Raw genomic sequence first — 25,834 nt, forward strand, 5'->3', positions numbered from 1 at the left:
TTGCGGTATATTGGTTGACCACCTTGCTGCACGGGACCCTGTTCTATGAATGACACCACTATTCTCTGGATCGCTTTCAACCTTTTTGTGCTGGCGATGTTGGCCCTCGACCTGGGTGTATTTCATCGCAAATCGCACGACGTCACCCCCAAAGAAGCGCTCACCTGGACGGCGGTGTGGGTGACGCTGGCGCTGCTTTTCAACGTCTTTCTGTATTACTATTTCGACAAAGAGACCGCGGTCCAATTTTTCACCGGATACCTGATTGAAAAGTCGCTCAGCGTTGACAACATCTTTGTCATCATCATGATCTTTTCATACTTCAATGTTCCCACCGCCTATCAACATAAGGTATTATTCTGGGGCATACTGGGTGCGTTGGTCATGCGGGTGATCTTTATTCTGTCGGGTGTGGAACTCATCCATCGGTTCCATTGGCTTATTTACATTTTTGGAGGCTTCCTGGTGATCACCGGGATTCGCATGCTGGTCGCCGGGGATGCCAAATTAGAGCCCGAAAAAAATCCTTTGGTCAAGCTGGCCCGCAAACTATTTCCTTTCACACCAACCTTTGAAGGAGACCGGTTCTTTGTGAGACGTGATGCCAAGCGGTGGGCCACGCCATTGTTCCTGGTGGTGATCCTCATCGAGGCAACGGACCTTATTTTTGCAGTCGATTCCATACCGGCCATCATCGCCATCTCCGACGATCCTTTTATTGTGTATACGTCCAACGTGTTCGCTATCCTCGGATTGCGTTCACTATACTTTGCGCTCTCGGGAATAGAAAAATATTTTGAGTATCTAAAATACGGTCTTTCGGCCATCCTTATCTTTGTAGGGGTTAAAATGAGCATCACCGATCTTTACAAGATCCCGATCAATTGGTCACTCATTGTCATTGTCGCGATACTTGCCGTGGCCATGTTGGCGTCTGTATGGGCGCAGAAGAAAAAACCTGACGCCGCATAAGTAAACCTTAAAAAAAATATCCGGTCCTTTGATGCTAAACAGGTATCCTGGAGATATCGTATATTGCGAAACGCTAATTTCCACAAATCTATCCCGTCTCGCCGATGGCTTTTAGACTGCTCTTTTGCTGTTTCCTGTGCGGTGTAATGATCGACGCCCGCGCGCAATCCGATCTGATCACCGAGAGCATTTTTGGTTACTTTGCTTCATCCAACAGGCTTCTCGAATATGAGAACATCACCGTCGATTGGAAGATGGACGGTCCCACCCAGGTCCAGTTCAACGAAGGACTCAACAACCTTTTTGAAAACAATCCAAACCAGGCCGAAGTCAATTTCAGCAACGTGATCGCCAAGGATTCTTTGTTGTGGCAAGCCTATTACTACCGGGGGATCTGCTATAAACAACTCGAAAAAAGAAAAAAAGCGCGAAGCGACCTGAAACGCGCCATGCAACAACACGGCCCCTTCTTTGAAGGCTACATGGAAATGGGCAAGGTGGAGCAATTGGAACTCAATGCGACTGAGGCACAAAAGAACTTTAACAAGGGAGAGCGATTGGCGCCATCAAAGGCGGTGATCTATTACCTGCAAGGCAACCTCGCGCTGGACATGACGCAGCGCAAAGAGGCCTTAAAGGACTACGCCACCTGTTTACAATACGATAGCCTTTTTTCCGACGCCCGCATCCACCTGGGACTGATCAAGATCGCGACCGAAGGCAAATCGGACGTGGCGCTCCCGTATTTGAACAAAGTGTTGCAATACGATTCGCTGAACCGTCATGCGTTGTTGTTCCGGAGCCTGCTCTCCGCCGATACCCGTCAAAACCTGGCCGATCTCAACAAGGCCGTACAGGTAGACCCGGCGAACATCACGGTGCGCTATCTCCGCGGCCTGGCATTCACCCAACAAGGCAACTACGACCGCGCCTTTCCTGATTTCAACAAAGTGATCGAAGGAACCTTCGAAAGCGATAATAATTTTGAAGGACGGCAAACCTGGATCGACAAGAAGATCGATATCCAAAATGCCGGGTCCTACACGGTGCGGCGCGTATACGGACTGCCGGATAAAGAGGCCGAAAAAATAAAGAAAGCCTTTTGTCTCCTGGTGCTCGGCTCGGATGCCGAAGCCCTGGCCACATTGGAGCAGACGAAATTGAAAAATTATGAACCGCTGTGTCTGTTCCTCCGTGGTGTGGCCAGCGAACACATGGGAAAACATATCGATGCCCTGGAGTTTTACAACCTCGCGCTGGCCCGCGACAACGAGATCCTGGATGCCCATAAAAAACGCGGCATCTATGAACAGGAGATGAAGGAGTGGGACAAATCCATCGCCGATTTCACCGACGTGCTGCGCCTGAGTCCGGAGACGTTTATTGCCTACAAATGGAGAGGTGTTTCCCACTACAACCTGGGCAAATACGAAAAAGCCATCGCAGACTACACGCAGTATCTCAAGCGCGACACCACCGACCTCGAAACCATTGGCTACCGGGCCGTGGCCTACGAACAAACCGGCCAATACCTGGAGTCGTGCGTCGACTACGCCGACTCCCAAAACAGACACGTGCTCGACCTGAACAAACTCGACGGTGCCCTGGATTCACTGCTCAGCCTAAAGGATACAGCGAAAGCCTATTACTATGCCGACCGGATCACGAAGAACGTCCGCTACTTCACGGAAGGCTACGTGATAAAATTCAGGGTCATGATGAAGAAGGGGGACTGGGACGGTATCGAAAAAGAAGTGTATGTGGCGGCAAACAATTTCCGCCAGGGCTTGAACAAGAAAGATCATTCCTATGTCCTCACCGTGGCCGGCGCCACCTCTACGCGGAACAAGCGATATGATGAAGCCATCAACATGCTCACGGAAGCTATCAAGGTTGATAAGGAAAATGCATGGGCATTGTTGGAGCGCGGAAAGACCTGGCAAGCAATGGGCAAGAAAAGCAAAGCGTCTTCGGATTGGAAGAAGGCGATGGCGCTGGGGCATCCAGAGGCGGGCGGGTTATTGAGTGGGATAGGGGATTGAACTGACAAAAAAAATTATGAGGATTATTTTCTTAGCGTTGATTTTAAGCTTGTCCTTTTCATGCCAAAGGAAGGAGGGTAAAGATTCCATAATCCGCTATCAAGAAGGACGCCAACTACTGACTTTAAATAATACGAGTTTAGAGGGTGAAAGAATTGAGACTCCGGTTGTGGGAAAAATATCTCTCGACTCTATCTCGGTAGGACAGGAGTTGCTCGTAAAGATTTTTATCCAGGACCCCAAACTATACATCGCAAATGCATTTGTTAATTGCGAGCCAATAGAAAATCCAACAGTCGATACGACAACTTACAAAGTGAGTGGATGTTCAACAGGGCTGGTGGTTCAAAACGATACTATTTATATCGGATTCAGACCCACGGTGATTGGCACGAAGAAATTTCCAGAGATAACGGTGTTGACCAGAGACCCATCGAGGGTGTTTAGAACTTTTGTGTATTCTTTCGAATACAAGGTTGTTGATGGAATAAGTAAGAATATTTCTGAAATTAAGGATGTGGAATAACAGTAAAGCAAATATGGCAATTAGTGGAGAACTTTCGCATCAAAGCAGTTTGCGAATGGAATGCGAGATCCTCTGTGATGAAAAATTTACGAGGTGACAACACAATCATGGGAGAGTACCATCGGATATGAAATTTGAAATAATCCCCTACAAGGCTTTTGGTAAAATTTTGTTGGGCATGTCCAAAGAGGAAGTCCGTTCGCTCATCCGATCACCGGTTACCGAATTCTATAGGAATGAGTTTTCTATAACCCCAACGGATTCTTTTGAAGAATTGGGGTTGTTCGTAAGCTATGACGAGCAATTGAAATGTGAGGCGTTTGAGATAAGGACGCCATCCGAACCAATTTTTCAGGGTGTAAATCTTTTAGCCGGCACGTATGAATCCCTCAGAAATTGGATTTCCGAGATGGACAAAGAGATCGTTGAAGACAATACGGGGCTTACGTCATTTAAATTTGGCTTTGGGTTATATGCCCCGGATAAAAATGAAGATCCTCTTCAGAATTGTGAAGGGGTAATTGTTTTTCGGGAGGGATACTATGATGTCCTGTATCAGGCGAATGCATTAGCAAGAGAAACAGGAAATGCTCAACGGCCGTGGATCACGGACAAGGAATATGGAGTGATTGGAATCATCGTACTCGTTGTAACGGCGATTGCGCTGGTTGTTCTCGTATTCTTGGGTTGGCGAGAAGACGAGTTGATTAAGGAAATGAAGACCAGGCCAATCGTATATACTTACCTGGAATATGGTGACGGAAAGGTGACATCGTCGTACGCATCAAATGATCTTGAGTGTCTGAAACAAATGAAAGCGGAGTGCGATTCCTTTAAAGTGGGTGTACCCAAAATCGCGCTAAATTGTACCGAACGTCGCATTGGCATAGATGAACCCGTGCATCTGTTGGAAAGTGAGGACGACAGCGAGTATGGCAACGAATATGCACATATTGCTTTGTTCTATGTCAGTCAGAAACGCTTTCCTCGCTATTATGTTGGATATGTCGTAAAAAGCACGATTCACGAGAAGCCGTTTCAGCCTCAGGTCAAAAGCAACAACTGAATAGGATTCGCGTTTGCGCGAGTGAGACAGAACGATCCGCCCGAACCATACCACAACCGGACACTCCATTCTTTTTTCCAAAATACCCCTGTAACTTTTTACCCGTCCTTCGGTACTCATCAGTATCGAACTAACCCTTGCCATGATAAAAAACTATCTCACCTCCGTCTTCCGCTACGTTTCCAAGAACAAGGCTTTCACGCTCATCAACATCTCCGGCCTGGCCATTGGCATGATCGCGTGTATGCTCATCGTCCAGTTCGTCATCCACGAATTCAGCTATGACACATTTCTCGACCACAAGGACCAGATCTTCCGCGTACAACTTGACCGCTATAACAAAGGCGAGATATCCACGCGGTGGGCGTCCGGATGTGCCGGCATTGGCCCGGATTTGAAGGCGGAGTTCCCCGAGGTGAAGTACTATACCCGGATGCGGTGGGGCAATGCCATGCTGTCGCACGGCGACGTGTTCTTCAAGGAAGACAATGTGAAGTTCGCCACTGAGGATTTCTTTAAAATATTCTCCATCAAAATGCTGCAAGGCGACCGGGAGACGGCCTTGAAAGAACCCTATAAAATGGTCATGTCCCAGTCGTTGGCCAAGAAGTATTTTGGCAGCGAAAACCCGATGGGTAAGGTGATCCGCAACAACGGCAAGACCGACTATGAGATCACCGGCATCTTCGAAGACCTGCCCGACAATTCGCACATGGCGATCGACGGCTTGTTCTCTTTTGCCACGTACCAGGCCATGAACAATAACGACCCCATGACCACCTGGATGTGGGACGGGTTCACAACGTATATCATGCTGGACGACAAAGCCGATCCCAAAACCTTCGAGTCCAAGATACCAGCCCTGGTGGAAAAGAAAGTCGGCAAGGAATTGAAAGATGGCAACGAGGACATGGTCTTCCACCTGCAGCCGGTCTCCTCCATTCACCTCGATTCGGATTTCATTGGCGAGTTCAAGGCGAATGGCAACCGGCAGTCGGTCTATTTTCTTTCGGTGGTGGCCATCCTCATTTTGTTTATTGCCTGGATCAACTACATCAACCTGTCCACTGCCAAGGCCATCGAACGGGCGCGCGAAGTGGGCGTGCGCAAGGTGATGGGAAGTTTTCGTTCGCAGTTGATCCAGCAGTTCATGTTGGAGGCATTGGTGCTCAATGCCACGGCGGTGGGCATCGCCGTGGGGTTCGTGTTGTTGCTCACGCCCTGGTTCAGCGAACTGACGGGGCGACCGCTGGGCTATGCGCTGTTTCAGCAAAGCGCGTTCTGGCTTGGGATAGGAGGGCTGATCTTGGGTGGCGCATTGCTCTCGGGGTTATACCCGGCCTTTGTGCTGTCGTCCTACAAGCCCGTCGAAGTATTAAAAGGAAGGTTTAAGAATACGAGTCGTGGCGTGTATTTCCGCAAGGGCATGGTGATCACACAATTTGTGGCCTCCATCACGCTCATTGTCGGTACGTTCACAGTCTACCGGCAACTGCGGTATATGCAAGAACAGAAGCTTGGGGTGAACATCGACCAAACGCTCGTCCTGAACTCGCCCAGCGTGACGGACTCCACCTATCAGCAAAAGTTCCAGGTGTTCAAGCAGGCGCTTTTACAATACCCCGAAGTTTCCTTTGTCACGGCATCGACCGCGGTGCCTGGTTCGCGACCGGGATGGAACGCGGGGGGTATCCGCCGGTTGAGCCAGCGCGAGGACGAAGCCAATCAATATCGTGTCATCATGATGGACCACGATTTCATCAAAGCCTATGGGCTGGAGATGGTCACCGGCCGGCCCTTTTCGGGCGACGTCGTGAACGAGAACGAGTCCGTGATCCTCAACGAATCGGCCGTACACCTCATGGGCTTTAGCAAGCCGGAAGAAGCCCTGAATGATCACATCTTTTTTTGGGGCGACACCTTTAAGATCGTGGGCGTGGTAAAGAACTATCACCAGGAGTCGCTCAAGAAAGCATTCGATCCCCTGGTCTTTCGCTATGACAAATCCCCTGGCGGAACCTACTCCATCAAGTTCAATACCGCCAATGTGAAAACCTCGATGGCGAACTTCGAAGAACAATGGAAGGCCGTGTTCCCCGGCAACCCCTTCATCAGTTTCTTCCTCGACGATCACTACAATCAGCAATACAAATCCGACCAGCAATTCGGTCGCATCTTCGGCATCTTCTCCACACTCGCGATCTTCATCGCCTGCCTCGGTCTGTTTGGCTTGTCGTCGCTCACCGCCCTCCAGCGCACCAAGGAGATCGGCGTGCGCAAAGTGCTGGGCGCCTCCATTCCCGGCATCCTGGGCCTGATGAGCCGCGACTACCTCTGGCTCATGGCCATCGCCATCACCCTGGCCGTGCCGTTGGCCTGGTGGACCATGCACACTTGGCTCCTCAACTTTGCCCAGCGCATCGACCTAACCTGGTGGATCTTCGCGCTCCCCAGCGCAGCCGTGGTGCTGATCGCCCTTCTCACCGTGAGCATCCATACGTTAAAAGCGGCCCGGACCAATCCGGTGAAATCGTTGCGTTACGAATAGGGGGGACAAAAAAAGACGCAAAGCGTTAGCAATGCGTCTTGATACTTATGGTGTAGAATTCAGTAGCCAGTAGTCAGTAGCCAGTAGTCAGAATTTAGACTTGATATCTTGGGTGTCGCTTTTGGATTTGGTCTCTGAATCCTTGCTTCCGGATCCTCGCTCGAGGATTTCTAATCCCAGGCGCTGAATTCTGGCTACTGACTACTGGCTACTGAATTCCAACTCCCAAATTCAGGCTCCTGGCTCCTGATTATTTCCCTTCCATTTTGGTCAACCCCTTCGACGATTCCAATTTCGCTTCCGGAGTGTACCTCACTTCGATCTTATCACTTCCCTTTCCCTTCGTATACTGATACCAGATCGGTTTAGCAGATGTGCGGTTGCCATCGGTGATCATTGTGTAGGAAACGGTCCATGAACCATCCTCGGGAATTTTGCCGAAGTCTTTTTCGAACGCCAAGCGTACGGAAACGGGCACTTCATCGGTCTGAATCTTTTCCGTCTTCTTCACTTGCGCCATCACCGAAACGCCAAAGGCGGCGGCGAAGATGAGGGTGAGCATTAATTTTTTCATGGTCTGATTGTTTTGGTTTAACCGTAAGTATATACGGCTGTCGTTGAAGGAAGGCTACGCAATTATGTCACGTAACGCGGTGGATTTTTTTAAAGATGTTTTCACCGGGATAGAATGCGATAGACTAGGGTGAGTGGTTCTATTTTGTACTTTTAGGTGTTGCACAACAAAATCAATTACATGAACGGAAAATGGAAATTATGGCCCATCCTAGGTTTGCTGGCTTGTACCGCAAACCCTAGGCCGGCGCCGGCGTCGCTGCCCATAGAAGGTACGTGGCAACTGCTCTCATCGGCCTACATCAAGAAGGATACGACGATCCGTAACGATGCCCCGGGCACGCGCATGATCAAGATCCTCAACGGGTCGCACTTTGCGTTCCTGCTGCACGAGGTCCGCACACCGGGCGATACACTCGCGCCCCGCACGTTTTCGGCTGGGGGTGGATCGTATACGCTGGTGAATGATCACTACACCGAACACCTGGAGTATTGCAGCGCCCGCGACTATGAAGGCAAAGATTTCGAATTCACCGTGGCGCTTCATGGCGACACGCTGATCCAATCCGGCGTCGAGAAGTTGAAGGAGTACGGTATCGGCGAAGAAGACTTGCCGTTGGTGGAGAAGTATCTCCGGGTTAATCCTTAGAAGCTTTTGGAACAGAAGGTTTTGCGGCCTTCGGAGTTTTGGGTGTCTTGCCGGTGACGGCCGCGACGATCTTACTCTCTTTGTTATCGGTGTCATCGCCCAGCAACATGCCCCAGGGCTTGAGACTTTCCACGCGATCGAAGATGACCTTGAGCACAGCAATGCCCGGGATGGCCAGGAACATACCGCTGATGCCACAGAGTGCGCCACCAATGATCACGCCGACAATGGTGACCAGCGCGTTGATGCGCACGCGGTTGCCCACGATCAACGGCATCATAAAATTATTGTCGATGAATTGAACGATGGCCAGAATAACCGCTACCCAAACCACATCGCTGAGATTCTCGGAGGTGATCAGCGTAATGAGCATACAAAACACATTGGCCACCAGCATGCCGATGTAGGGAACGAGGTTCAGCAAAGCTCCGACCAAGGCCAGGAAGATGGGATACTTGATGCCCAGGATCAGAAAGCCGACCGAGTTCAACGCAAACACCAGGGTCATGTCCATGAGCAAGCCGAGAATGTAATGCTGACCGATGGTGCGCGATTCGTGCAGGATCTCGTTGACATTTTCTTCTTTCGTAGACTCGAACACCGACACGATGAACCGTTTGATGAGGTCCTTATAGAACAATAAAAGAAACGTATACACGGGCAAGAACACCACATACGACAGCGCCTCGGTGATGTTCACCACCGTTTGTCCGACAATGCCCGCCCCTGAGTCTTTCATGTTCTCTGCCGTGTCTTTGAGATATTGATTTTGTTTCCCCGTGCTGATGTGGAAGGTGGTGTTGATCCAACCCTGCAGTGAGTGGATGAGTGAATTCAGCCGCGTCTTGATGGCGTCGCTGTCTTCCAGGAAGTTGGCCACCTGGGTGGAGAGCAGGTAGATGATGCCCGCAATAAGGGCCAGCGATATAAAGATGGCCAGGATGATGGCGGGGACCTTCGGAAAGCGGATGCGCTGCAAAAAATTGGTGACCGGCAATAGCAATGTCGCCAGCAGGATGGCAAAGAACAGCGGCACCAAAATGCCCTGTCCGATGTAGAGGGCCGCACCCAGCAAGGCCAGGCTGATCAGGTTGAGGCTAAGCTTTTTGTAGAACGGTTCCGTTTGTGAAGTCATTGGGTCAAGTTAAAGAAAAGGCAGCAGTTTTTAGGAAGTCCGGTGTGTTTTTAGACTGGCGTCATTTGCCGGTCACACAAAAAATGTTTTCGTGAAGGCGGCGAGACTAACAACAGAATGAAACGAATGTTACCTTTCGCCCTTAGTGAAATTGCGTATTTGTTTATCCGTATGAAATTCAACGCCCTTTGCTCCGATATCGATGGCACCTTGCTGGACAGCCACCGGGCCTTATCGGTTCGCACGATCGCGGCCATCCACCGGCTGCCCGCTTCCGTACCCGTCATCCTGGCTTCCTCGCGCATGCCCGCCGCCATGCGTCATTTACAGGTTGAGTTGGGAAGACCTCACGAGCCCCTCATTTGTTTCAACGGCGGCTATGTGCTGTGGGAACGCAACGGAACAGAGGCTCCGGAGGTGTGGACGTCGATCTATATTCCGCTCTCCATTTGTCAACATATCGTGACGCTGGCAAAGTCTACGCCATTGCACGTCAGCCTTTTTGAAAGCGATCATTGGTATGCCGCAGGAGAAGACTCCTGGACCTTGCGCGAAGCAGGGATCACGAAAGTGCGCCCTACCTTCAAAGCGCTGGACCGTGTTTTGAAGGATTGGGAGGAACAAAGAAAGGGTGCTCACAAGATCATGTGCATGGGGCCCGAAGCCGATATCGAGACGATGTACCACACCCTCACCGAAACTTTTCCCGACGACCTGCACGTATACCGCTCCAAGTCCACCTACCTGGAACTGGCGCCCAAATCCATCTCAAAGGCCACCGGCCTGGCACTGGTCATGCACAAGCTGAACATCGATATGCAAACCGTCATTGCCTTTGGCGATAACTACAACGACATTGAAATGCTGCAGGCGGTAGGATGGGGGGTGGCCGTCGCCAACGCACGCGACGAAGTGAAGGCCGTGGCCCGCGAGATTGCCCCGACTCATAAAGCCGACGGCGTGGCCATCACGGTGGAAAAATATTTTTAGTACAAAAGCACTACACGGTTGGGGTGTGAATTCCTCACCGGCGCGCCATGATAAAAATGTTATACTTGGGTAAATCCGTCATTTTCACGCGCTTTCACGGGAAATAAGCCTTTCAAAAGTTGGCCTGATTTTTTGATGTTTCTGGGTCAGATACAAATTTTGATCTTTTATGAAATTCAAAAAACTGAGTGCTTTTGCATTCTTTATTTTCCTGCTGGTCACCATCACCAGCTGTCAGGTCATCGGCGACATCTTTGGAGCGGGCGTGTACACGGGCATCTTCATTGTGATCGTTATCATTGTCCTCATCTTCATTCTCCTCTCCAAAGTATTCCGCAAACCTTAGCCTCCGTAAACTTCAGGACTTTGCCGAAAGGTCCAATTCATAGCGTTGCTCGATCACGGGCTTGCCAAAGGTCGTGGAGGGGATCTCCTGGGTGAGCTTGAAGCCATAGCGATCATATAAAGCGGCGGCGGCCAGCAGGCCACGCGTTGTCATGAGATAGCATGACGTGTAGCCTTTTTCTTTTAGAAATTCCATAAACAATTCCATGAGCAGTTTCCCAAGCCCGATGCCGCGATAGTTGGGGTGGATCACAAAATAACGCAACTGCGCCGCCGTGCCGCGGTCGACCAGCAACAGAAAACCGATGATGCGGCCTTCGTGCTCGCAGACCCAAGCGCGCTCGCGTTCGGGGTTGTAGTGTTGGTAGAATTCGTACAAGCCTTGCGCCACGTAGGTCTCGAAAAGGATGCCGAACCCGTGCTCGCGCCCATAAAAATGTCCATGCATATAAATGACATAGCCGATGTCGCCGGCCTTCAGTTCGGTGCGGATGGTGATTTGTTCGAGTGTAACTTTTGTGGGCATCCTACAAGTTATAAAAACCTCTGAATCTTTCTTTTTTCGGTGTTTTTATATTTTTTCCGGGTCCTGAAAAAAAAATTGAGGAGGCCATGGGGGTATCTCGCGGGGCGGTTGTCTAAGCTGCATATGAAACAAATGAACCGTATGAAAACCCCAATCAGATCCCTTGCATTTGCCCTCCTGTCCACACTGAGCATAGCAGCTTTCGGACAGGACAACGAGACCACGACCAACCGCGATAGCGAGATCCAAACCGTATTCAAAACCAGCGGAAAAGCCTCCGGCGGCTATGGTGCCCTCACCAACAAATTCACCCAAATCGGCGGCGACTTTGCAAACCTGGCCGGTGTCTATGGCGGATGGTATGTGAACCACAAATTTCTGCTGGGTCTTAGTGCCGCTGCGGCCACCAACAACATTCCTGTACCCGACCGCTACAGTGTAGATCCCCTTCGCAACATGAGCTATGAATATGGCCAGTTTGGGTTGATTACCGAATATGTAGTAGGTTCCAATAAACCCGTGCACTTGGCTTTCAACCTCTTCTCCGGCGCAGGTTTCACCGTCCAGTACGAACGCCACAACTGGGAACACAACGACTTTGATCACCACGACAACCACGACGAGAACTGGTTCTTTGTCGCCGAGCCCGGCGTGCAGGTGGAGGTGAATCTTTTTAAATGGATGCGCTTTAGTCCTGGCGTATCGTATCGTGCAGCTTTTGGCAGCGATGCGGTGGGGCTGAGGGACAGTGATCTTAGCAATATCTCTTATAATGCTACGTTGAAGTTTGGAAGATTTTGAGAAGTCAGTAGCCAGTAGTCAGTAGTAGTGATCAGCCATCAGGGGATAGTATCTGTATTCTTTGATGGGGTAGTTGATGAGATCGTTTAGTGATTTTTTTATAAACCAACCCTACCGTTAGCGCAGGATGTACGTTAAAATTCTGGCAAGAGAGAAGGCTGTCTCGTGAGAGCGGCCTTTCTTTATTTATTCCAGGCTTGGGGTGCTGAGATGTCGCCTCACGTCCACGTCGGTTGCTACTCATGGGCATTCCTGACCGATTACCCTAAAAATCAATGGTTGTGTTTCAATGCGTGGGGTGATTGTTCAGCTTTCCTCAATTTCTTTATTATCTTTCGATTCATAATTCTCCTCGATATGAAGAAATTTCTCCTGCCAGCCCTGGCTGCGTTCCTCGTGCTAACTGCGTTTACCTCCATGCAAAAAAAGAAAGTCGTATTCTTTGGCGATTCGATCACCGAAGCGGGCGCCAAGCCCGGTGGGTATATAGTGAAGATCGGCGAGCGTGCTACGGCCGAGAAGCTGGCCGATCAATACGACCTGGTGGGGGCTGGCATTGGCGGCAATAAAGTATATGATCTTTACCTGCGCATGGACGACGATGTGCTGGCAAAAAATCCGGACATCGTTTTTATCTATATCGGCGTGAACGACGTCTGGCATAAACGCTCCTATGGCACCGGCACTGACCCCGACAAGTTTGAGAAGTTCTATACGGCCATCATCAAAAAACTGCAAGCCAGGAACATCAAGATCGTGTTGGTGACACCCGCCGTGGTGGGCGAGCGCCCCGACGCCAGCAACGAACTCGATGGCGATCTGAATTTCTACAGCAACATCGTGCGCAACCTCGCCAAGAAGAACAGCCTGCCCCTGGTGGATTTGCGCCAGGCTTTTCTGGACTATAGCAAGCAAAACAATCCCGACAACAAAGACTCCGGCATACTCACCACCGACCGCGTGCACCTGAACGAAAAGGGCAATCAGTTGGTGGCCGATGAGATGTGGAAGGTGCTGAAGACCCTCTAACCGCCCACTGTGATCACACTGTTCTCTTTTCAGTTTGCCTATGTGCAACTGGCGCTCGTATGCCTGGTGGCAATTTTCATCGGCATGTCTAAAACCGGTGTGCACGGCGCGGGCATGCTGGCGGTGCCGTTGCTGGCTACCATCTTTGGCGGGCAGCATTCCAGCGGCGTGCTACTGCCCATCCTGGTCCTGGCCGATGTGATGGGCGTTTGGTACTATCACCGGCACGCGTCCTGGGAGCACTTGAAATTGCTGTTCCCCTGGGCGGCGCTGGGCGTAGTGTTGGGCACGGTGATCGGCAGTTATATCGACGATAAAATGTTCAGGATCATCATGGCCACTGTCATTGTCGGCAGTGTGATCGTGATGCTGTGGTTGGAGCGTGGACACAAAGAAGCCGTGCCTCACAACAAAGCATTCGGCGTGACAACGGGAGTGCTGGGCGGCTTCACGTCCATGGTGGGCAACCTGGCCGGCACCGTGATGGCCGTGTACTTTTTGTCGATGCGCCTCCCGAAGAATACGTTCATTGGCACCACCGCTTGGTTCTTTATGGTGACCAATTGGTTCAAGGTACCCTTCCATGTGTTCGCCTGGCACACCATTACCTGGAACACCTTCCTGCTCGACCTGCTCACCCTGCCCTTCATCCTGCTGGGCGCGGTTGCCGGTATCTGGATCGTGAAGAAACTATCCGAAAAAGCCTACCGCTGGTTCATCATTGCTATGACGCTGGTGGCTGCCATCGTGATGATATTGCGGTAATGCCGGTTGCCCTTTCAATAACGAATTTCTTTTTTTTGTCACTTTAATTTGAACCTTCCCGTTAAATACTGTATTTAACACGTATGGATAAAGCTTTTATCAGCAAACTGTATATCACGCACCAGGCCTGCCCCACGTGCCCGGCGCCGGTGGAGGTATCGAAATTTTTTGAGGACCTGTTGGGTGCGCTGTTTGCCGATTTCACGCAATTGGCCCACTTGTCGGAAGATCAGTTTGAGGCATTGCTGGAAACATTACAGATCGAATTGGTGCGCATTCTGCGTCATAATCCTACGCGGGGCGTAGTGGATGCGCCGCAGTTGGCCGAGGATTTTTTTCAATCCCTTCCGGTGATCTATGACAAGCTGCAGGAAGACGTCACCGCCATGTTCGAAGGAGACCCGGCGGCCAAAAGTCGCAATGAAGTCGTGCGCAGCTACCCGGGATTTTACGCCATCGCGGCCTATCGCATGGCCCATCATCTCCACACATTGGGTGTGCCGGGCATACCCCGCATCATCACCGAACATGCCCACGGCAAAACAGGAATAGACATTCACCCTGCCGCCAAGATCGGCGAACATTTCTGCATCGACCATGGCACCGGTGTCGTGATCGGTGAAACTTCTGTCATCGGCAACCATGTAAAGCTCTATCAAGGCGTCACGTTGGGTGCGCTCAGTGTCAACAAAGAAGATGCGGAGAAGAAACGGCACCCCACGCTGGAAGACCGGGTGGTGATTTATGCCGGGGCCACGATCCTGGGCGGCGAGACCGTCATTGGCCACGACAGTGTGGTGGGTGGAAACGTGTGGCTCACGCGCAGTGTTGCGCCGCATTCAAAAGTATATTACCAGGCAAAAATGTATAACGGCGATACGCACGAGATGGACCTTGTTATTTTCAAGGGCGATCAGTAACCCCGTATCCTTCAGCAACCATGAAACTTTCAGAATTGATCGGCAACACCCCGCTGGTGGAACTTCAACGCATTCCCGTGAAGAAGGGCGTGACACTCTATGGCAAATTGGAAGGCAACAACCCCGGGGGCAGTGTGAAAGACCGCGCCGCCTATGGCATGATCACCGCCGCTTTGCAACGCGGCGACATCAAACCCGGCGACAAACTGGTGGAAGCTACCAGCGGCAACACCGGCATCGCCCTGGCCATGATCGCCAGCATCATGGGCGTGGAGATGACGCTCATCATGCCCGACAATTCCACGCGCGAACGCGTGCTGTCCATGGAAGCGTATGGAGCAAAAGTTATTCTTACACCGTCCGCGCGCACGATCGAATACTCGCGTGAACTGGCCGAAAAAATGGCTGCGAACGAAGGCTATCGCATGCTGGACCAGTTTGCCAACGCCGACAACTATGGCATGCACTACAAGACCACCGGCCCCGAAATATGGCGCGACACCGGAGGAAAGATCACGCACTTTGTGTCGGCCATGGGAACCACCGGCACCATCATGGGCGTGTCGCGCTATTTGAAAGAGCAAAATCCTTCCATACAAATTGTGGGGACACAACCTACAGACGGTTCATGCATCCCAGGCATACGCCGATGGTCGCCGGAATTTCTCCCGAAAATTTTTGAGCCGAAGCGAGTGGATCGCGTGCTCGACGTGAGCGAAGCCGATGCCCGGCACTTCACCCGGCGAATGGCAAAAGAAGAGGGAATACTGGCCGGCATGAGCAGCGGCGGAGCCCTGAGCGCAGCGATGAAGATAGCGTCAGAGATCGAATCCGGGGTGATTGTCTTTATTGTTTGTGATCGCGGCGACCGTTATCTGAGCTCCGATCTGTTCGGATGAGCGAATGTCGAATCACGGGGATTCAGGTCCCGCGTTTTATATCGTGATAGTTCTCTGCAGGGTCGTTTCTACCCAACACTATTTTTGCAAGACCATGACGTCATTCATCAGGAATGGAGTTCCATCGCCGGCAATGATGTTGTAGACCTTTTGGACGCCTCCTGCATATTCTTTTTTGCTGATCACGGTGAATGGTTCGTAGTCCCCTGAAGCCTTGTTAAGACAAAGCACCGTATCGTTCTCCCTCACATCTCCCATTTTAGTAGTGCCCGTATGTGTTTGTACGGGATGGTTTGGTGTGGCTTCCAGCGTGCGGGTGGAGAGGACGATTTCGGAACCAAGCGGCGTCATGCGCTTGTCGGCGCGTTGCAATACGAGTTGGGTGATGGCGTAGTTCTTGGCCTCGTGCTCCACCAGCGTGTTCACTTTGATAACGGACGTGGCCTTGGTGAGCGGGTTCACCGTGAGCACTTCGTCGCCGCGTTTTAGCGAAGCCAGGGTTTTGCGGGTGCCGTTGGCCAGGGTCACTTGCTGATCGCCGGGAAAGCAGATGTCGTTGCCATACGTGGCCGATTCTTTCGACAGATCTTTGCCCTGGTTCTGGGCCTTATACAATTGGTAGCCCACTTCTTTCGACAACACATAGGAAAGCTTGAGCACGAAGTTTTGTTCCAGTTTATCGATGGCGTGGATGTCTTCGAAATATTTCTCCCACACTTTGGCATCGGCGGTGAAGTTGGGGAGACAGGCTTTGTACTGCGTGCCCTTTTCGTTGGTGTAGAAGATGACGAGTCCCAATTCCTGCATGCCTTCCTTGGCCAGCAGCTTGTAGAGGTCCATACGTTTTTTCAGACCGTCGTCGCCCGTGATGAAATAGGGTTTGCGCAATTCGTAACGGTCCAGGATGTAGGTGTTCTCGAACTTTACATACGTTTCGTTGTCGAGGTCTTTGATCACAAACGTCTTGGCCTTTTCATATTCGGCCATGGTCAAGGGCCGCGGCTTTACCACGTCCTGTGCTTTCAGACCGATGGCTAAAACAAACATGCACGCTAAGGCGATGGCAAACTTCCTATTCATAGATAGTATTTAAACAGTGGATATACGGATGTAATCGAGTCAATGGTAAAATCAAAAATGAAAATACAGCGTTAGCGGACTACGACAATTGTTTGAAAGCTTCTTCAAAGGCTTTCATCTCGTCCATGCGGCCAATGCTGATGCGGCACCACTCTTTGTTGTTGAATTTCCAGAAGCGCACGCCTACGCCGCGTTTTGTCATCTCGTCCACAAAGCGTTGTCCTTCCATATTGATGGGAAACATCACAAAATTGGTTACCGACGGAATGTAGGTGTAGCCTTCTTTTTTCAGGACGCTGTACAGATATTCTTTCGACTCCAATGTCTTCTTCAATGCGCCTTGCAGATATTCCGTATCGTCGTAGGTAGCGAGCGCTGCGCTGGCCGATAGGGCAGAGAGGGCACCGAAGGGTACCGTGTAGGGCAATAGATTCTTTAACATTTCGGTTTGGCCAACGAAGTAACCGATGCGCATGCCGGCCAGTGCGTGCAGCTTGGAGAAGGTGCGGGCGACGATCACATTCTGACCTTTTCGTACACAGTCGATCAGCGTCATGCCCTTGGGATCGGAAAGATAGTTGATGTAGGCTTCGTCGATAATGACCGGCACTTTTGGCGACACGCGTTCACAAAACGCCCGCATCTTTTCGGCATCCACATAGGTGCCTGTGGGATTGTTGGGATTGCAAATGTATACCAGCTTCGTATCCTTGTCGATGGCCTTCTCCATGGCGTCGAGGTCGTATTTGTAGTCGGCCGTGAGCGGCACCTTCACCCACTTGGCGCCAAAATTCTTTTCGGCTTCGTCCGGCAGATATTCATAGGCCGGATCGCCACATATAATCGATCCTCCGTTTTTTGCAAAAAAGACGGCCGACGCTTGCAACAGGGGAGTGGACCCGGTGCCCACCATGATCTGTTCCGGCTTGACGTTTTCTGCCGCGGCGATCTTGCCAACCAACTGCTCGACCACCTGGATTGGATATTGGTAGCTGGTGGCCATGGCATCTGTCATCGCTTTCTTTGCTTTCTCGGATGGTCCGAATGGATTTTCATTGGCAAACAGGCGTGCCTTCAGGTTCGGGAAGTCTTGCGCCATGCGTTGTTCAATATTGTGCTGGGAAGTTGAACGAAGGGTCACAAGGGGAGTGGCCGACGCGGTGTTGAAAATACCGTCTGGAAGCGTAAGGGCGCCAGTCGTGACGAGAGCACTGGTCTTTAACCAATTTCGTCTGTTCATTGAAGTTGCCATGGTGGGTGGGTTTAGGGTACTGTATTTTACGGTATAGGGTTTATTAGGGTTCCGTTCATCCGCCTTCTTTGGTGGAGGCTGGGTATTGAAGGCGTTGTTCGGTGAAGCGGGCATGCACGTCGGCCACCGCCTTGCGTGCCGATTCGAAGGCACCGGCCATCCAGGCGTTCAAATAGGTGGTGTGCTCGCCGGCAAAGTATACCCGTTTGTCGGGTTTGATAAACGCCTTGTACAAGGTTTGACGGGTGTCGCCGGAATACAAAGCCCAGCCGCCGAGGCTATAGGGCGTGAGGTGCCAGCTCACGGAAAATGAATGCTCAAACTCGGTTTTGTATTGGGGGTGAATAAGACTTCCCTTCTCCAGGGCCAGTTGCTCCCTTTCCTTCAGCGACAGGGTCCCTACCTTTTTCGCTTTCTCATTGAAATTGTAATAGCCGATCAGCACGCCTTTCTTTCCGAGGTAGTCGTTGGAGGGATAAAAGATTTGGGTGAGGTCGTTGTTGGTGTGCGTGATGCCGCCAAAGATCTGCTCGTCTTCTTCCCAAAACCGCCGTTTGAATTGCAGGCCGATCTTCCCCGTTTGGATGTAGGGCACGAAGTCGATGGCGCGGCTCACGTCGGAAGAAAAATTATGGTCAAGGTTGCTCAATATGGGCAGGGGTAGCGTGCAGATGCAGGCTTCGGCTTCGATTTCCTGGGGCGCTCCTTTGAGTGTGTATTTCACGCGCACCGTGTTCTCCAGGTTTTGGATGGACGACACCACGGCCCCGGTGCGGATCATGCCGGGCAACTTCTTTTCGAGCGCACGCGCAATGTTGTCCATACCGCCCTTGGCCTGGAACATGGTCATCTGCAGCTCATAGGTGTACTCGGCCACATTATAAAAGTCGGGCGACAGCAAGCCGGATTGAAGAAGGTCGGCCAGTGTATGCGGGTCGGCGATCTTACCCGGTTTGTCGCCGGCGCCGGGGGCCTCAACGTATCCCCTGCGCGCAGACGCTTTGTAGAGCTTGTCGGCATCCAGGCCGCCTTCGGCCCGCAGGTATTCTATGATCTTGGTTACGTCTTCGGTGGTCAGCGCTGCGTCGAGCTTGTGCTGATCGATGGCTTTGGCCAGCATCTCGGTCACATAACCACGCATGTCGTTGTGCACTTCGCGGATGCGGATCTTTTTATTGGAAAGCGCGCCCTGGCCTTCGCTGAAGTGATAGGCACCTTCATTCACATTGTTATAGATCTCGATGGGCACCCCCAACTCGCGGCAGTACTGCAGCGTGAGTTGATGATGGTGGGGGATACGGGACGGGCCTGCGTTGAAGTAGAGGCCCTCATCGAGCTGCGCCGTTTGAGTAGGATTGACGGTCTCTGTATGCGTCGACCCCTTGCGTATACTCCAACACCGGCCTCCTGTGCGCTCGCGTGCTTCCAAAACCGTGCAGCGATAGCCAAGCTTCGTGAGCTCATAGGCCGTGGTCATGCCGGCCAACCCTGCCCCCAGAATGATAACACTTTTCCCCTGACCGCTTCCCGGAAGCGAGAAAGCATGCGCCGGCGCTGCCGGCAACATTTCGAGCGCCATCATGGCTGCATACATGCCTCCACTGAGGGCACCACTTTGTCTTAGAAATGTTCTTCGTGAAAGCGTTTTCACCCTGCAAGAATGGTTAGGATCCTTATGCTATCGAACATAGCACAAGTTTTCATAAAAAGAAAGCAGGATTGTCTCAAGGACCCTTCACGCTGTCACCCATAAAGCGACCGCCATCGTTTGAAGCGTTTTAATAACCCCCCGAATTGAAAAATAATTCGACCCAAAAATAACCACCCTGAGCCCTAGGACTGGAACGCAAGACTAACTACCAAATATTGACTACTGGCTACTGACTACTGGCTGCTGACTCCCGACTCCTTACTTTCTCAATTTCTGAACGTCCTCAAGATGAGCCTCCACCACCGGCAAATACTTAAGCGCAAACGCCCGCACCTCAAGATCGTGCGATTGCGCCGCCTTCTTGAATTTTTTCACATCGCGTTTGTGATCAATGATCATCATTTTGATAAACTTCTTATCGAACGAATTGCCTTCTTCCCCTTGCAGGTCGGCCAGTGCTTTTTGTTGATTCTCGTCAGGCGTGTCGGGCAACGTAATATGTTTGGCCGCGGCCAGGGCGCGAAGGTCTGTCAGCATCTTACTTTGATCGCGGACCATCAGGCTACCGTAATCTTTAATGGCATCGACTGCGCTTTTCTGTTGTGCTGTTTTTCCTTCTTCAAAATCCATGATGCGCGACTCGGCGGTCTTGATCAAAAAGGTCTCTACCACCTGGTCGATGGGCGTGTCGTCCAGGTCGGCCAGGAGATCGCTCATGGTGACTTCCTGGGCTTGGGGGACGACGTGCACAGGAGCAGGTTTTTCAAGCGAGGCTTCTCGCACGATCACGATGTCGGCGGAAGGGGAAGTCTCCTGGGAAGGGGTCTGTTGGGGAGGGGTCATGTCTTCTGCGCCCGAAAAGATGTAGGCCAGCCCGGCGAGGATCAGCAAGTTCAGAAAAAGGAGAAAATTCTTCATGACGTTACACGAGGACGTGTTTTTAGTTTCACCTTGATGGATATAAAGAACGTGCCATTTTTTAATGCCCATCCCAAGCCCAAGGATCCACGGGAGAGGGCGAGTTGCCAACGTGTGAAATCACCGAAAACCGGGTGGAAATACAGGCAACGACTTGTGGACTTCTTACACAGCCGGGCACGTTTCTCCTCAGGGAAACCGGCAGTTCCGTGGGCCTGGAGCCTCCCATGGCCCATCGAAGGATGGAACGGTAATGGCCATTCCAGAGGAAGAAGCCATACCGGCTTTGCGTTAGGAACGTTAAAATTTTAAGCCTTATGAAAACGACAAAAGAAAGTATCGCCCTGAAAGACGACGGTCTGAAGGACATGCCGCAGACACAGATCGACACCCGCATGGCAAAGGCTAAACCGGTTAAGTTAGGATGGTCGAGCGAAGAAGTGGAAAACATCACGCACGCCCTGAACGATCTGTTGGTCAACTACAGTGTGCACTATCAAAAGCTGAGGAACTATCACTGGAACGTGAAAGGCTCGGACTTTTTCGATCTGCACATCGAGTTCGAACAGCAATACAAAGAAGCCCAGGACCACATCGATGACATTGCCGAACGCATCCGCGTCTTTTCCAAGACGCCTGTCAGCACGATGGGTGAATACCTTGAACAGTCGGAGATCAAGGAGACTACGTCACAACTCTCATCCGAGATCATGGTGCGGGAACTCATCGCCGACTACACGATCTTGCTGGGCTATATGTTTGCCGTAATCGAGATCGCTTCCGCGCAACACGACGCGGGCACGGAAGAAATGGTGAAGGTTTTCATCCACCAGATCGAAAAACATCATTGGATGCTGTCGGCTTTCCTGGCGAAGTAAAAAAACAACGGAGTTTTTTGCCGAACTTATCAAACTAGGCGAGGCCGCATAGTAGCAGCCTCGCCTAAATTTGATATCTTGAAGGTCCCTAAGTATACAGGATCTTTTGACATGACGGTATCGGCTGAAAACATTTTGCTCCTCGGATCGCTTTTGCTATTTCTTAGCATCATTGCGAGCAAAACCTCTTTTAAGCTGGGCATCCCCACGCTCATCCTCTTCCTGGTGGTGGGCATGTTGGCCGGGTCGGATGGTTTAGGGGGGATCTATTTCAACGACCCCAAGATCGCGCAGTTGCTGGGCGTGATGGCGTTGACGTTCATTCTTTTTTCCGGCGGACTGGAAACAAAGTGGGAGAGCATCCAGCCCATTATCTGGCAGGGGGTTTCGGTCTCCACGTTAGGCGTACTCATCACCGCCATGTCTGTCGGTGTATTCTCTTCTTATTTATTGGGGTATTCCTGGCAGGAAGGCATGTTGCTGGGAGCCATCGTATCGTCTACGGATGCCGCGGCGGTGTTCTCCATTTTGCGTTCGCGCAGTGTAGGCCTCAAAGGCAACCTTCGCCCCATGCTGGAATTGGAGAGCGGCAGCAACGACCCGATGGCATATTTTCTCACCGTTAGTTTTGTCTACCTGATCTCCGAACCCGATGCCACGATCATCTCGTTAGTGCCAAAGTTCTTTAAAGGGATGATCCTGGGTGCTGTGGCGGGCTATGCTTTCGGCAAGATCATGATCTGGATCGTGAACCGCATCAAGCTCGACGTCGACGGCCTGTATCCTGTACTCATCCTTTCAATGGTATTTTTTACATTCTCCTTCACCGACGTGGTGGGAGGGAACGGATTTTTGGCGGTCTACATTTCTGCCGTTATCCTGGGTAACAGCAGTTTCCTGCATAAGAAAAGCCTTATCAAATTTTATGACGGCCAGGCGTGGCTGATGCAAATCGTCATGTTCATTACGCTGGGGCTACTGGTCTATCCTTCGGAGATCGTGCCGGTCATTGGCCCGGGCGTACTCATTGCGTTATTCCTTATTTTTATTGCCCGTCCGGCGGCTATTTTCATATCGTTATCTTTTTCGAACGGTTTGAACGCACGAAAAAAACTATTCCTTTCCTGGGTGGGCCTGCGGGGTGCCGTGCCTATTATTTTTGCAACGTATCCGTTACTGGCCGGAATCGAGTCGGCCCGCACGATCTTTAACCTGGTGTTTTTTATCTCTGTATCGTCGGTCCTGCTGCAGGGCACCACGCTCCCCATGGTGGCCCGCTGGCTTCGGGTGAGCGTTCCTGAAAAACTAAAGCGCAAGTTCCCGCTCGACATCGAGTTGAAAGACAACTCCAAATCAGAACTGGTAGAGCTCGACATCCCCGAAAATTCCCCCGCCGTCGGCAAGCTCGTCATGAAACTCGATCTTCCGAAAACAGCGCTCATCGTGCTCATTCACCGCGACGGCAAATACATCACGGCCAACGGCGACACTGAAATTCGTCCCCGGGACCACCTCTTGGTGATGGCGGATAATAAATCTACGGTGGAGAAAGTATTCGAGAGCTTTAATCTAAGCCCGACGCATTGAACAACATCCCGGTGATTAGCCGGGGATAACGTCGCAGAGAAATTAAATAGGGTTGATAAAAATACGAATGCCATTTCTTCCCCGTTATAAAGCTGATTTCTTGTTGTGAAGCATAGGGATTGAACCGTGCGTGACGGAGGCATTCACCAGGAGGATTAGGATGGTGTGGTTTCATCGCGAATCTTTAAAACCTGTTTATGATAAGAAACAACTTCCTACTGGCCTGCCGCAGTCTGTTCAGGAACAAGTCCCACACGTTGATCCATATCCTGGGTTTGTCGATTGGCATGACCGTCGGGCTGCTGATCCTGGCCTATGTCCGGTTTGAATTCAGCTATGACAATTTTCATGTTCACGCAGACCGTACCTACCGCATCGCCACGAAGGTGACGCTCCAAGAAGAGGTGATCGCCGAAGAAACCAACACCTATGACGGCATCCGCAATGCGGTACAGGCAGATCTTCCTGATGTGCAAGCCGCCACGTCTATCTATGGCTTCGACTCCGACCAGTTGTTCATTCGCTATGAAGGGAGTGATAAAAAGATAACCCCCCTGGAGTCGTTCAAAGGCTTTAACACAGACGCTCATTTTTTTGAAGTATTTTCTTTTCCCTTGCTCCACGGTGATCCCGGGCAGGTGCTCGCACACGAATACTCGGCCGTGATTTCCGAAACCCTGGCCCGCCGCTACTTTGACAACGATGCGCTCGGAAAAGTGTTGGTGACCAACGATGGCGAAGCACAATACCGCTATGTCATCACGGGCATCGCCAAAGACACGCCGCCCAACGCCCATTTCTCGTTCGACTTGTTGTTGCGCGCCGCCGACCCCAACCTAACCCAAAAAGATAATTCGTTCTGGACCTGGGGTGGACAACTATACGCCGTATTAAGCGACCACGTCAAACCTGAAAATGTGGCAGCTCAACTCAATCACCTGGCGCGTGAAAAGAACGGGCTGAAAGTGAACCAGGATGACTATGGCCAGGTGAGCACCTTCCAACTGCAACCTTTGCGCGACATCCACCTCTTCTCGCACCTGCAATACGAGCTCGAAGCGAATGGCAGCGGCGTATGGGTTTACGTCCTGGCATTGCTGGCACTGGTCATCCTGGCCCTGGCGTGGGTGAACTATATTAACCTGTCGACCGCCATCGCGGCAGAGAAGATCCGCGCGGTGGGCATCCGCAAAGTGATGGGTGCTTCGCGGACAAGTTTGTGGATGCAAGTGTTCACCGAAGCTGCCCTCTACAACCTGGTCTCCATTTTTGTGGCCATCACCGCGGTGATGATCGTGTTTCCCTACTTCGCTGCATTTGTAGGCATGCCCCGGGCGCTTGGCGGATGGGTGGATGGAAACGTGGTGATGTTGCTCGCGGTCCTCGCGATGGTGAGCACGCTGGTTTCGGGTGGATATCCAGCCTATGTCATCGCTTCCTATTATCCCGTGCGGGCCTTGAAGGGCAAGAGCGAGCGGGGGAGTGTGACGCTGAGAAAATTTCTCGTGGTGTTTCAATTTTCCCTGGCGCTGATATTGATCGTGGTTACCGTGGTAGCCAACCGCCAGTTGTCTTTTATGCACTCGCGCGAACTGGGGATCAACATGGACCAGGTGTTGATCATCAAGGCCCTGAATTTTGACAAAGAGACGTGGTCCGATTCCGCCGGGGGATACGTCGTAGACGAAATGTATTTGCAAAAAGCAGAAGCCTTTAAGCAGACCCTTCGTCAATCGGCGCTGGTGGCGAGTGCGGCCACGCTCTCGCATTTGCCCGGACAGACCGTGAACTGGGGCACCGAGTTCAAGGCCACGGCCATCGATCCGGACAAAGCCTATCGGCTCAAGGCCGTGGGCGTGGACTATGATTTTGTAAAAACGCTGGGTCTCCACCTGCTGGCAGGACGCAACTTTTCGGTTGACATCCCGGCCGACCGGGGCAACGAAGGCCGGCGTGCCGTACTCCTGAACGAAGCGGCCGTACACCGGCTGGGCTTCAAAGATGCGGCGTCGGCTGTTCACGGTCACATTCAAACCTACTGGGGAGCCGACTATGAGATCATCGGTGTGGTAAATTCCTATCACCAACTTTCGCTGAAAGAAAACCTCGAACCCCTGTATTTCATACTCCAGCCCAGGGCATTATCGTACTACGCATTGCAACTGCAAACGGGTGACATGACCGCGGCCATTGCCGGCGTGGCGCAGGTGTGGCACCGGCATTTCCCGGACTACCCGTTCCAGTATTTTTTCCTCGATAATTTCTATGACAAACAATATCAATACGACAAGCGATTCAGCGATGTGATGCTTTTCTTTTCAGGATTGGCGGTTTTTATAGCCGGCATGGGCTTGTTTGGACTGACCGCCTTTGCCGTCGTGCAACGCACAAAAGAGATCGGCATCCGCAAGGTACTGGGCGCGTCGGCCCTCAACCTGATCCAACTCTTCACCCGCAACTTTATCGGGCTGATCGTGATCTCCTATGCAGCCGCCACCCCTTTGCTATATTGGGGTGTGCAGCGGTGGCTGGAAAACTATGCGTTCCGGTTGGAGCTAAAACCATGGTTCTTTATAGCACCCCTGGCCATCATGCTGCTGTTCGCCCTCGCGGTGATGAGTCTCCAGGTAATCAAAGTATCCCTAAGAAACCCCGTGGACAGCCTGCGACACGAATAGACGT

General features: G+C 51.6%; 23 protein-coding genes. 16 read left to right on the forward strand and 7 right to left on the reverse strand.

Annotation, left to right across the window (positions count from 1 at the left end; translation table 11 throughout):
• Nucleotides 1–45 precede the first annotated feature (45 nt).
• The 5 genes from D4L85_RS20815 (at nucleotide 46) to D4L85_RS20835 (ending at nucleotide 7,154) form a co-directional block, all read left to right on the forward strand.
• A complete protein-coding gene (locus D4L85_RS20815; RefSeq protein ID WP_119756118.1) occupies nucleotides 46–972 on the forward strand; it encodes a TerC family protein in 927 nt (308 codons plus the stop codon).
• Between the two features lie 104 nt (nucleotides 973–1,076).
• A complete protein-coding gene (locus D4L85_RS20820; RefSeq protein ID WP_119756119.1) occupies nucleotides 1,077–3,014 on the forward strand; it encodes a tetratricopeptide repeat protein in 1,938 nt (645 codons plus the stop codon).
• Between the two features lie 16 nt (nucleotides 3,015–3,030).
• A complete protein-coding gene (locus D4L85_RS20825; protein WP_119756120.1) occupies nucleotides 3,031–3,540 on the forward strand; it encodes a hypothetical protein in 510 nt (169 codons plus the stop codon).
• 127 nt (nucleotides 3,541–3,667) lie between these two features.
• Entirely contained in the window at nucleotides 3,668–4,606 is a 939-nt protein-coding gene (locus D4L85_RS20830) for a hypothetical protein (protein ID WP_160143887.1), read from the forward strand.
• Between the two features lie 142 nt (nucleotides 4,607–4,748).
• Entirely contained in the window at nucleotides 4,749–7,154 is a 2,406-nt protein-coding gene (locus D4L85_RS20835; RefSeq protein ID WP_119756122.1) for an ABC transporter permease, read from the forward strand.
• Nucleotides 7,155–7,404: 250 nt separating this feature from the next.
• Here D4L85_RS20835 and D4L85_RS20840 read toward each other — a convergent pair whose 3' ends face one another.
• Nucleotides 7,405–7,728 carry a hypothetical protein gene (locus tag D4L85_RS20840; RefSeq protein WP_119756123.1) on the reverse strand — a complete coding sequence of 108 codons (324 nt, stop codon included), beginning with the start codon at nucleotides 7,726–7,728 and terminating at the stop codon, nucleotides 7,405–7,407.
• A gap of 180 nt (nucleotides 7,729–7,908) precedes the next feature.
• Here D4L85_RS20840 and D4L85_RS20845 point away from each other — a divergent pair, with 180 nt between their 5' ends.
• A complete protein-coding gene (locus tag D4L85_RS20845; RefSeq protein ID WP_160143888.1) occupies nucleotides 7,909–8,376 on the forward strand; it encodes a hypothetical protein in 468 nt (155 codons plus the stop codon).
• On the opposite strand, the gene D4L85_RS20850 is transcribed toward D4L85_RS20845, so the two are convergent.
• On the reverse strand, nucleotides 8,366–9,511 hold the full coding sequence (locus tag D4L85_RS20850; RefSeq protein ID WP_119756125.1) for an AI-2E family transporter: 1,146 nt from the start codon (nucleotides 9,509–9,511) through the stop codon (nucleotides 8,366–8,368). The genes D4L85_RS20845 and D4L85_RS20850 overlap by 11 nt on opposite strands.
• A gap of 171 nt (nucleotides 9,512–9,682) precedes the next feature.
• Here D4L85_RS20850 and D4L85_RS20855 point away from each other — a divergent pair, with 171 nt between their 5' ends.
• Both D4L85_RS20855 and D4L85_RS34645 read left to right on the forward strand, forming a co-directional pair.
• Entirely contained in the window at nucleotides 9,683–10,501 is an 819-nt protein-coding gene (locus D4L85_RS20855) for a Cof-type HAD-IIB family hydrolase (RefSeq protein WP_119756126.1), read from the forward strand.
• Between the two features lie 169 nt (nucleotides 10,502–10,670).
• A complete protein-coding gene (locus D4L85_RS34645) occupies nucleotides 10,671–10,847 on the forward strand; it encodes a hypothetical protein (RefSeq protein WP_174236166.1) in 177 nt (58 codons plus the stop codon).
• 12 nt (nucleotides 10,848–10,859) lie between these two features.
• Here the strand turns inward: D4L85_RS34645 and D4L85_RS20860 are convergent, their stop codons facing one another.
• Nucleotides 10,860–11,372, reverse strand: a complete 513-nt coding sequence (locus D4L85_RS20860) for a GNAT family N-acetyltransferase (protein ID WP_119756127.1) — start codon at nucleotides 11,370–11,372, stop codon at nucleotides 10,860–10,862.
• A gap of 141 nt (nucleotides 11,373–11,513) precedes the next feature.
• On the opposite strand from D4L85_RS20860, the gene D4L85_RS20865 reads away from it, so the two are divergent.
• The 5 genes from D4L85_RS20865 (at nucleotide 11,514) to cysM (ending at nucleotide 15,786) form a co-directional block, all read left to right on the forward strand.
• Nucleotides 11,514–12,173: a hypothetical protein gene (locus tag D4L85_RS20865; RefSeq protein ID WP_119758881.1), complete on the forward strand. Its 660-nt coding sequence runs from the start codon at nucleotides 11,514–11,516 to the stop codon at nucleotides 12,171–12,173.
• A 357-nt stretch (nucleotides 12,174–12,530) separates the two neighbouring features.
• The gene (locus D4L85_RS20870) at nucleotides 12,531–13,202 is read left to right on the forward strand and encodes an SGNH/GDSL hydrolase family protein (protein WP_119756128.1); all 672 of its coding nucleotides are present in this window, start codon (nucleotides 12,531–12,533) and stop codon (nucleotides 13,200–13,202) included.
• Between the two features lie 9 nt (nucleotides 13,203–13,211).
• A complete protein-coding gene (locus D4L85_RS20875; protein WP_119756129.1) occupies nucleotides 13,212–13,967 on the forward strand; it encodes a sulfite exporter TauE/SafE family protein in 756 nt (251 codons plus the stop codon).
• A gap of 83 nt (nucleotides 13,968–14,050) precedes the next feature.
• A complete protein-coding gene (locus D4L85_RS20880) occupies nucleotides 14,051–14,887 on the forward strand; it encodes a serine O-acetyltransferase (protein ID WP_119756130.1) in 837 nt (278 codons plus the stop codon).
• Nucleotides 14,888–14,907: 20 nt separating this feature from the next.
• Nucleotides 14,908–15,786: a cysteine synthase CysM gene (gene cysM, locus D4L85_RS20885; protein WP_119756131.1), complete on the forward strand. Its 879-nt coding sequence runs from the start codon at nucleotides 14,908–14,910 to the stop codon at nucleotides 15,784–15,786.
• A gap of 78 nt (nucleotides 15,787–15,864) precedes the next feature.
• Here cysM and D4L85_RS20890 read toward each other — a convergent pair whose 3' ends face one another.
• From D4L85_RS20890 to D4L85_RS20905, 4 genes are all read right to left on the reverse strand, one after another.
• On the reverse strand, nucleotides 15,865–16,866 hold the full coding sequence (locus tag D4L85_RS20890; RefSeq protein ID WP_119756132.1) for a Hint domain-containing protein: 1,002 nt from the start codon (nucleotides 16,864–16,866) through the stop codon (nucleotides 15,865–15,867).
• A gap of 79 nt (nucleotides 16,867–16,945) precedes the next feature.
• Nucleotides 16,946–18,118: a pyridoxal phosphate-dependent aminotransferase gene (locus tag D4L85_RS20895; RefSeq protein ID WP_160143889.1), complete on the reverse strand. Its 1,173-nt coding sequence runs from the start codon at nucleotides 18,116–18,118 to the stop codon at nucleotides 16,946–16,948.
• Nucleotides 18,119–18,173: 55 nt separating this feature from the next.
• Nucleotides 18,174–19,769, reverse strand: coding sequence for a flavin monoamine oxidase family protein (locus tag D4L85_RS20900; protein ID WP_335621945.1), 1,596 nt, complete (start codon nucleotides 19,767–19,769; stop codon nucleotides 18,174–18,176).
• Between the two features lie 258 nt (nucleotides 19,770–20,027).
• A complete protein-coding gene (locus D4L85_RS20905) occupies nucleotides 20,028–20,687 on the reverse strand; it encodes a DUF4142 domain-containing protein (protein WP_160143890.1) in 660 nt (219 codons plus the stop codon).
• Between the two features lie 317 nt (nucleotides 20,688–21,004).
• Here D4L85_RS20905 and D4L85_RS20910 point away from each other — a divergent pair, with 317 nt between their 5' ends.
• The 3 genes from D4L85_RS20910 to D4L85_RS20920 all read left to right on the forward strand — a co-directional run bounded on the left by D4L85_RS20910 (nucleotide 21,005) and on the right by D4L85_RS20920 (nucleotide 25,830).
• The gene (locus D4L85_RS20910; RefSeq protein WP_228450557.1) at nucleotides 21,005–21,565 is read left to right on the forward strand and encodes a Dps family protein; all 561 of its coding nucleotides are present in this window, start codon (nucleotides 21,005–21,007) and stop codon (nucleotides 21,563–21,565) included.
• A 78-nt stretch (nucleotides 21,566–21,643) separates the two neighbouring features.
• The gene (locus tag D4L85_RS20915) at nucleotides 21,644–23,152 is read left to right on the forward strand and encodes a potassium/proton antiporter (protein ID WP_335621946.1); all 1,509 of its coding nucleotides are present in this window, start codon (nucleotides 21,644–21,646) and stop codon (nucleotides 23,150–23,152) included.
• A gap of 197 nt (nucleotides 23,153–23,349) precedes the next feature.
• The gene (locus D4L85_RS20920; protein ID WP_119756136.1) at nucleotides 23,350–25,830 is read left to right on the forward strand and encodes an ABC transporter permease; all 2,481 of its coding nucleotides are present in this window, start codon (nucleotides 23,350–23,352) and stop codon (nucleotides 25,828–25,830) included.
• Nucleotides 25,831–25,834 lie beyond the last annotated feature (4 nt).

The sequence above is a fragment of the Chryseolinea soli genome, from assembly GCF_003589925.1.
In the GTDB taxonomy this organism is placed as follows: domain Bacteria; phylum Bacteroidota; class Bacteroidia; order Cytophagales; family Cyclobacteriaceae; genus Chryseolinea; species Chryseolinea soli.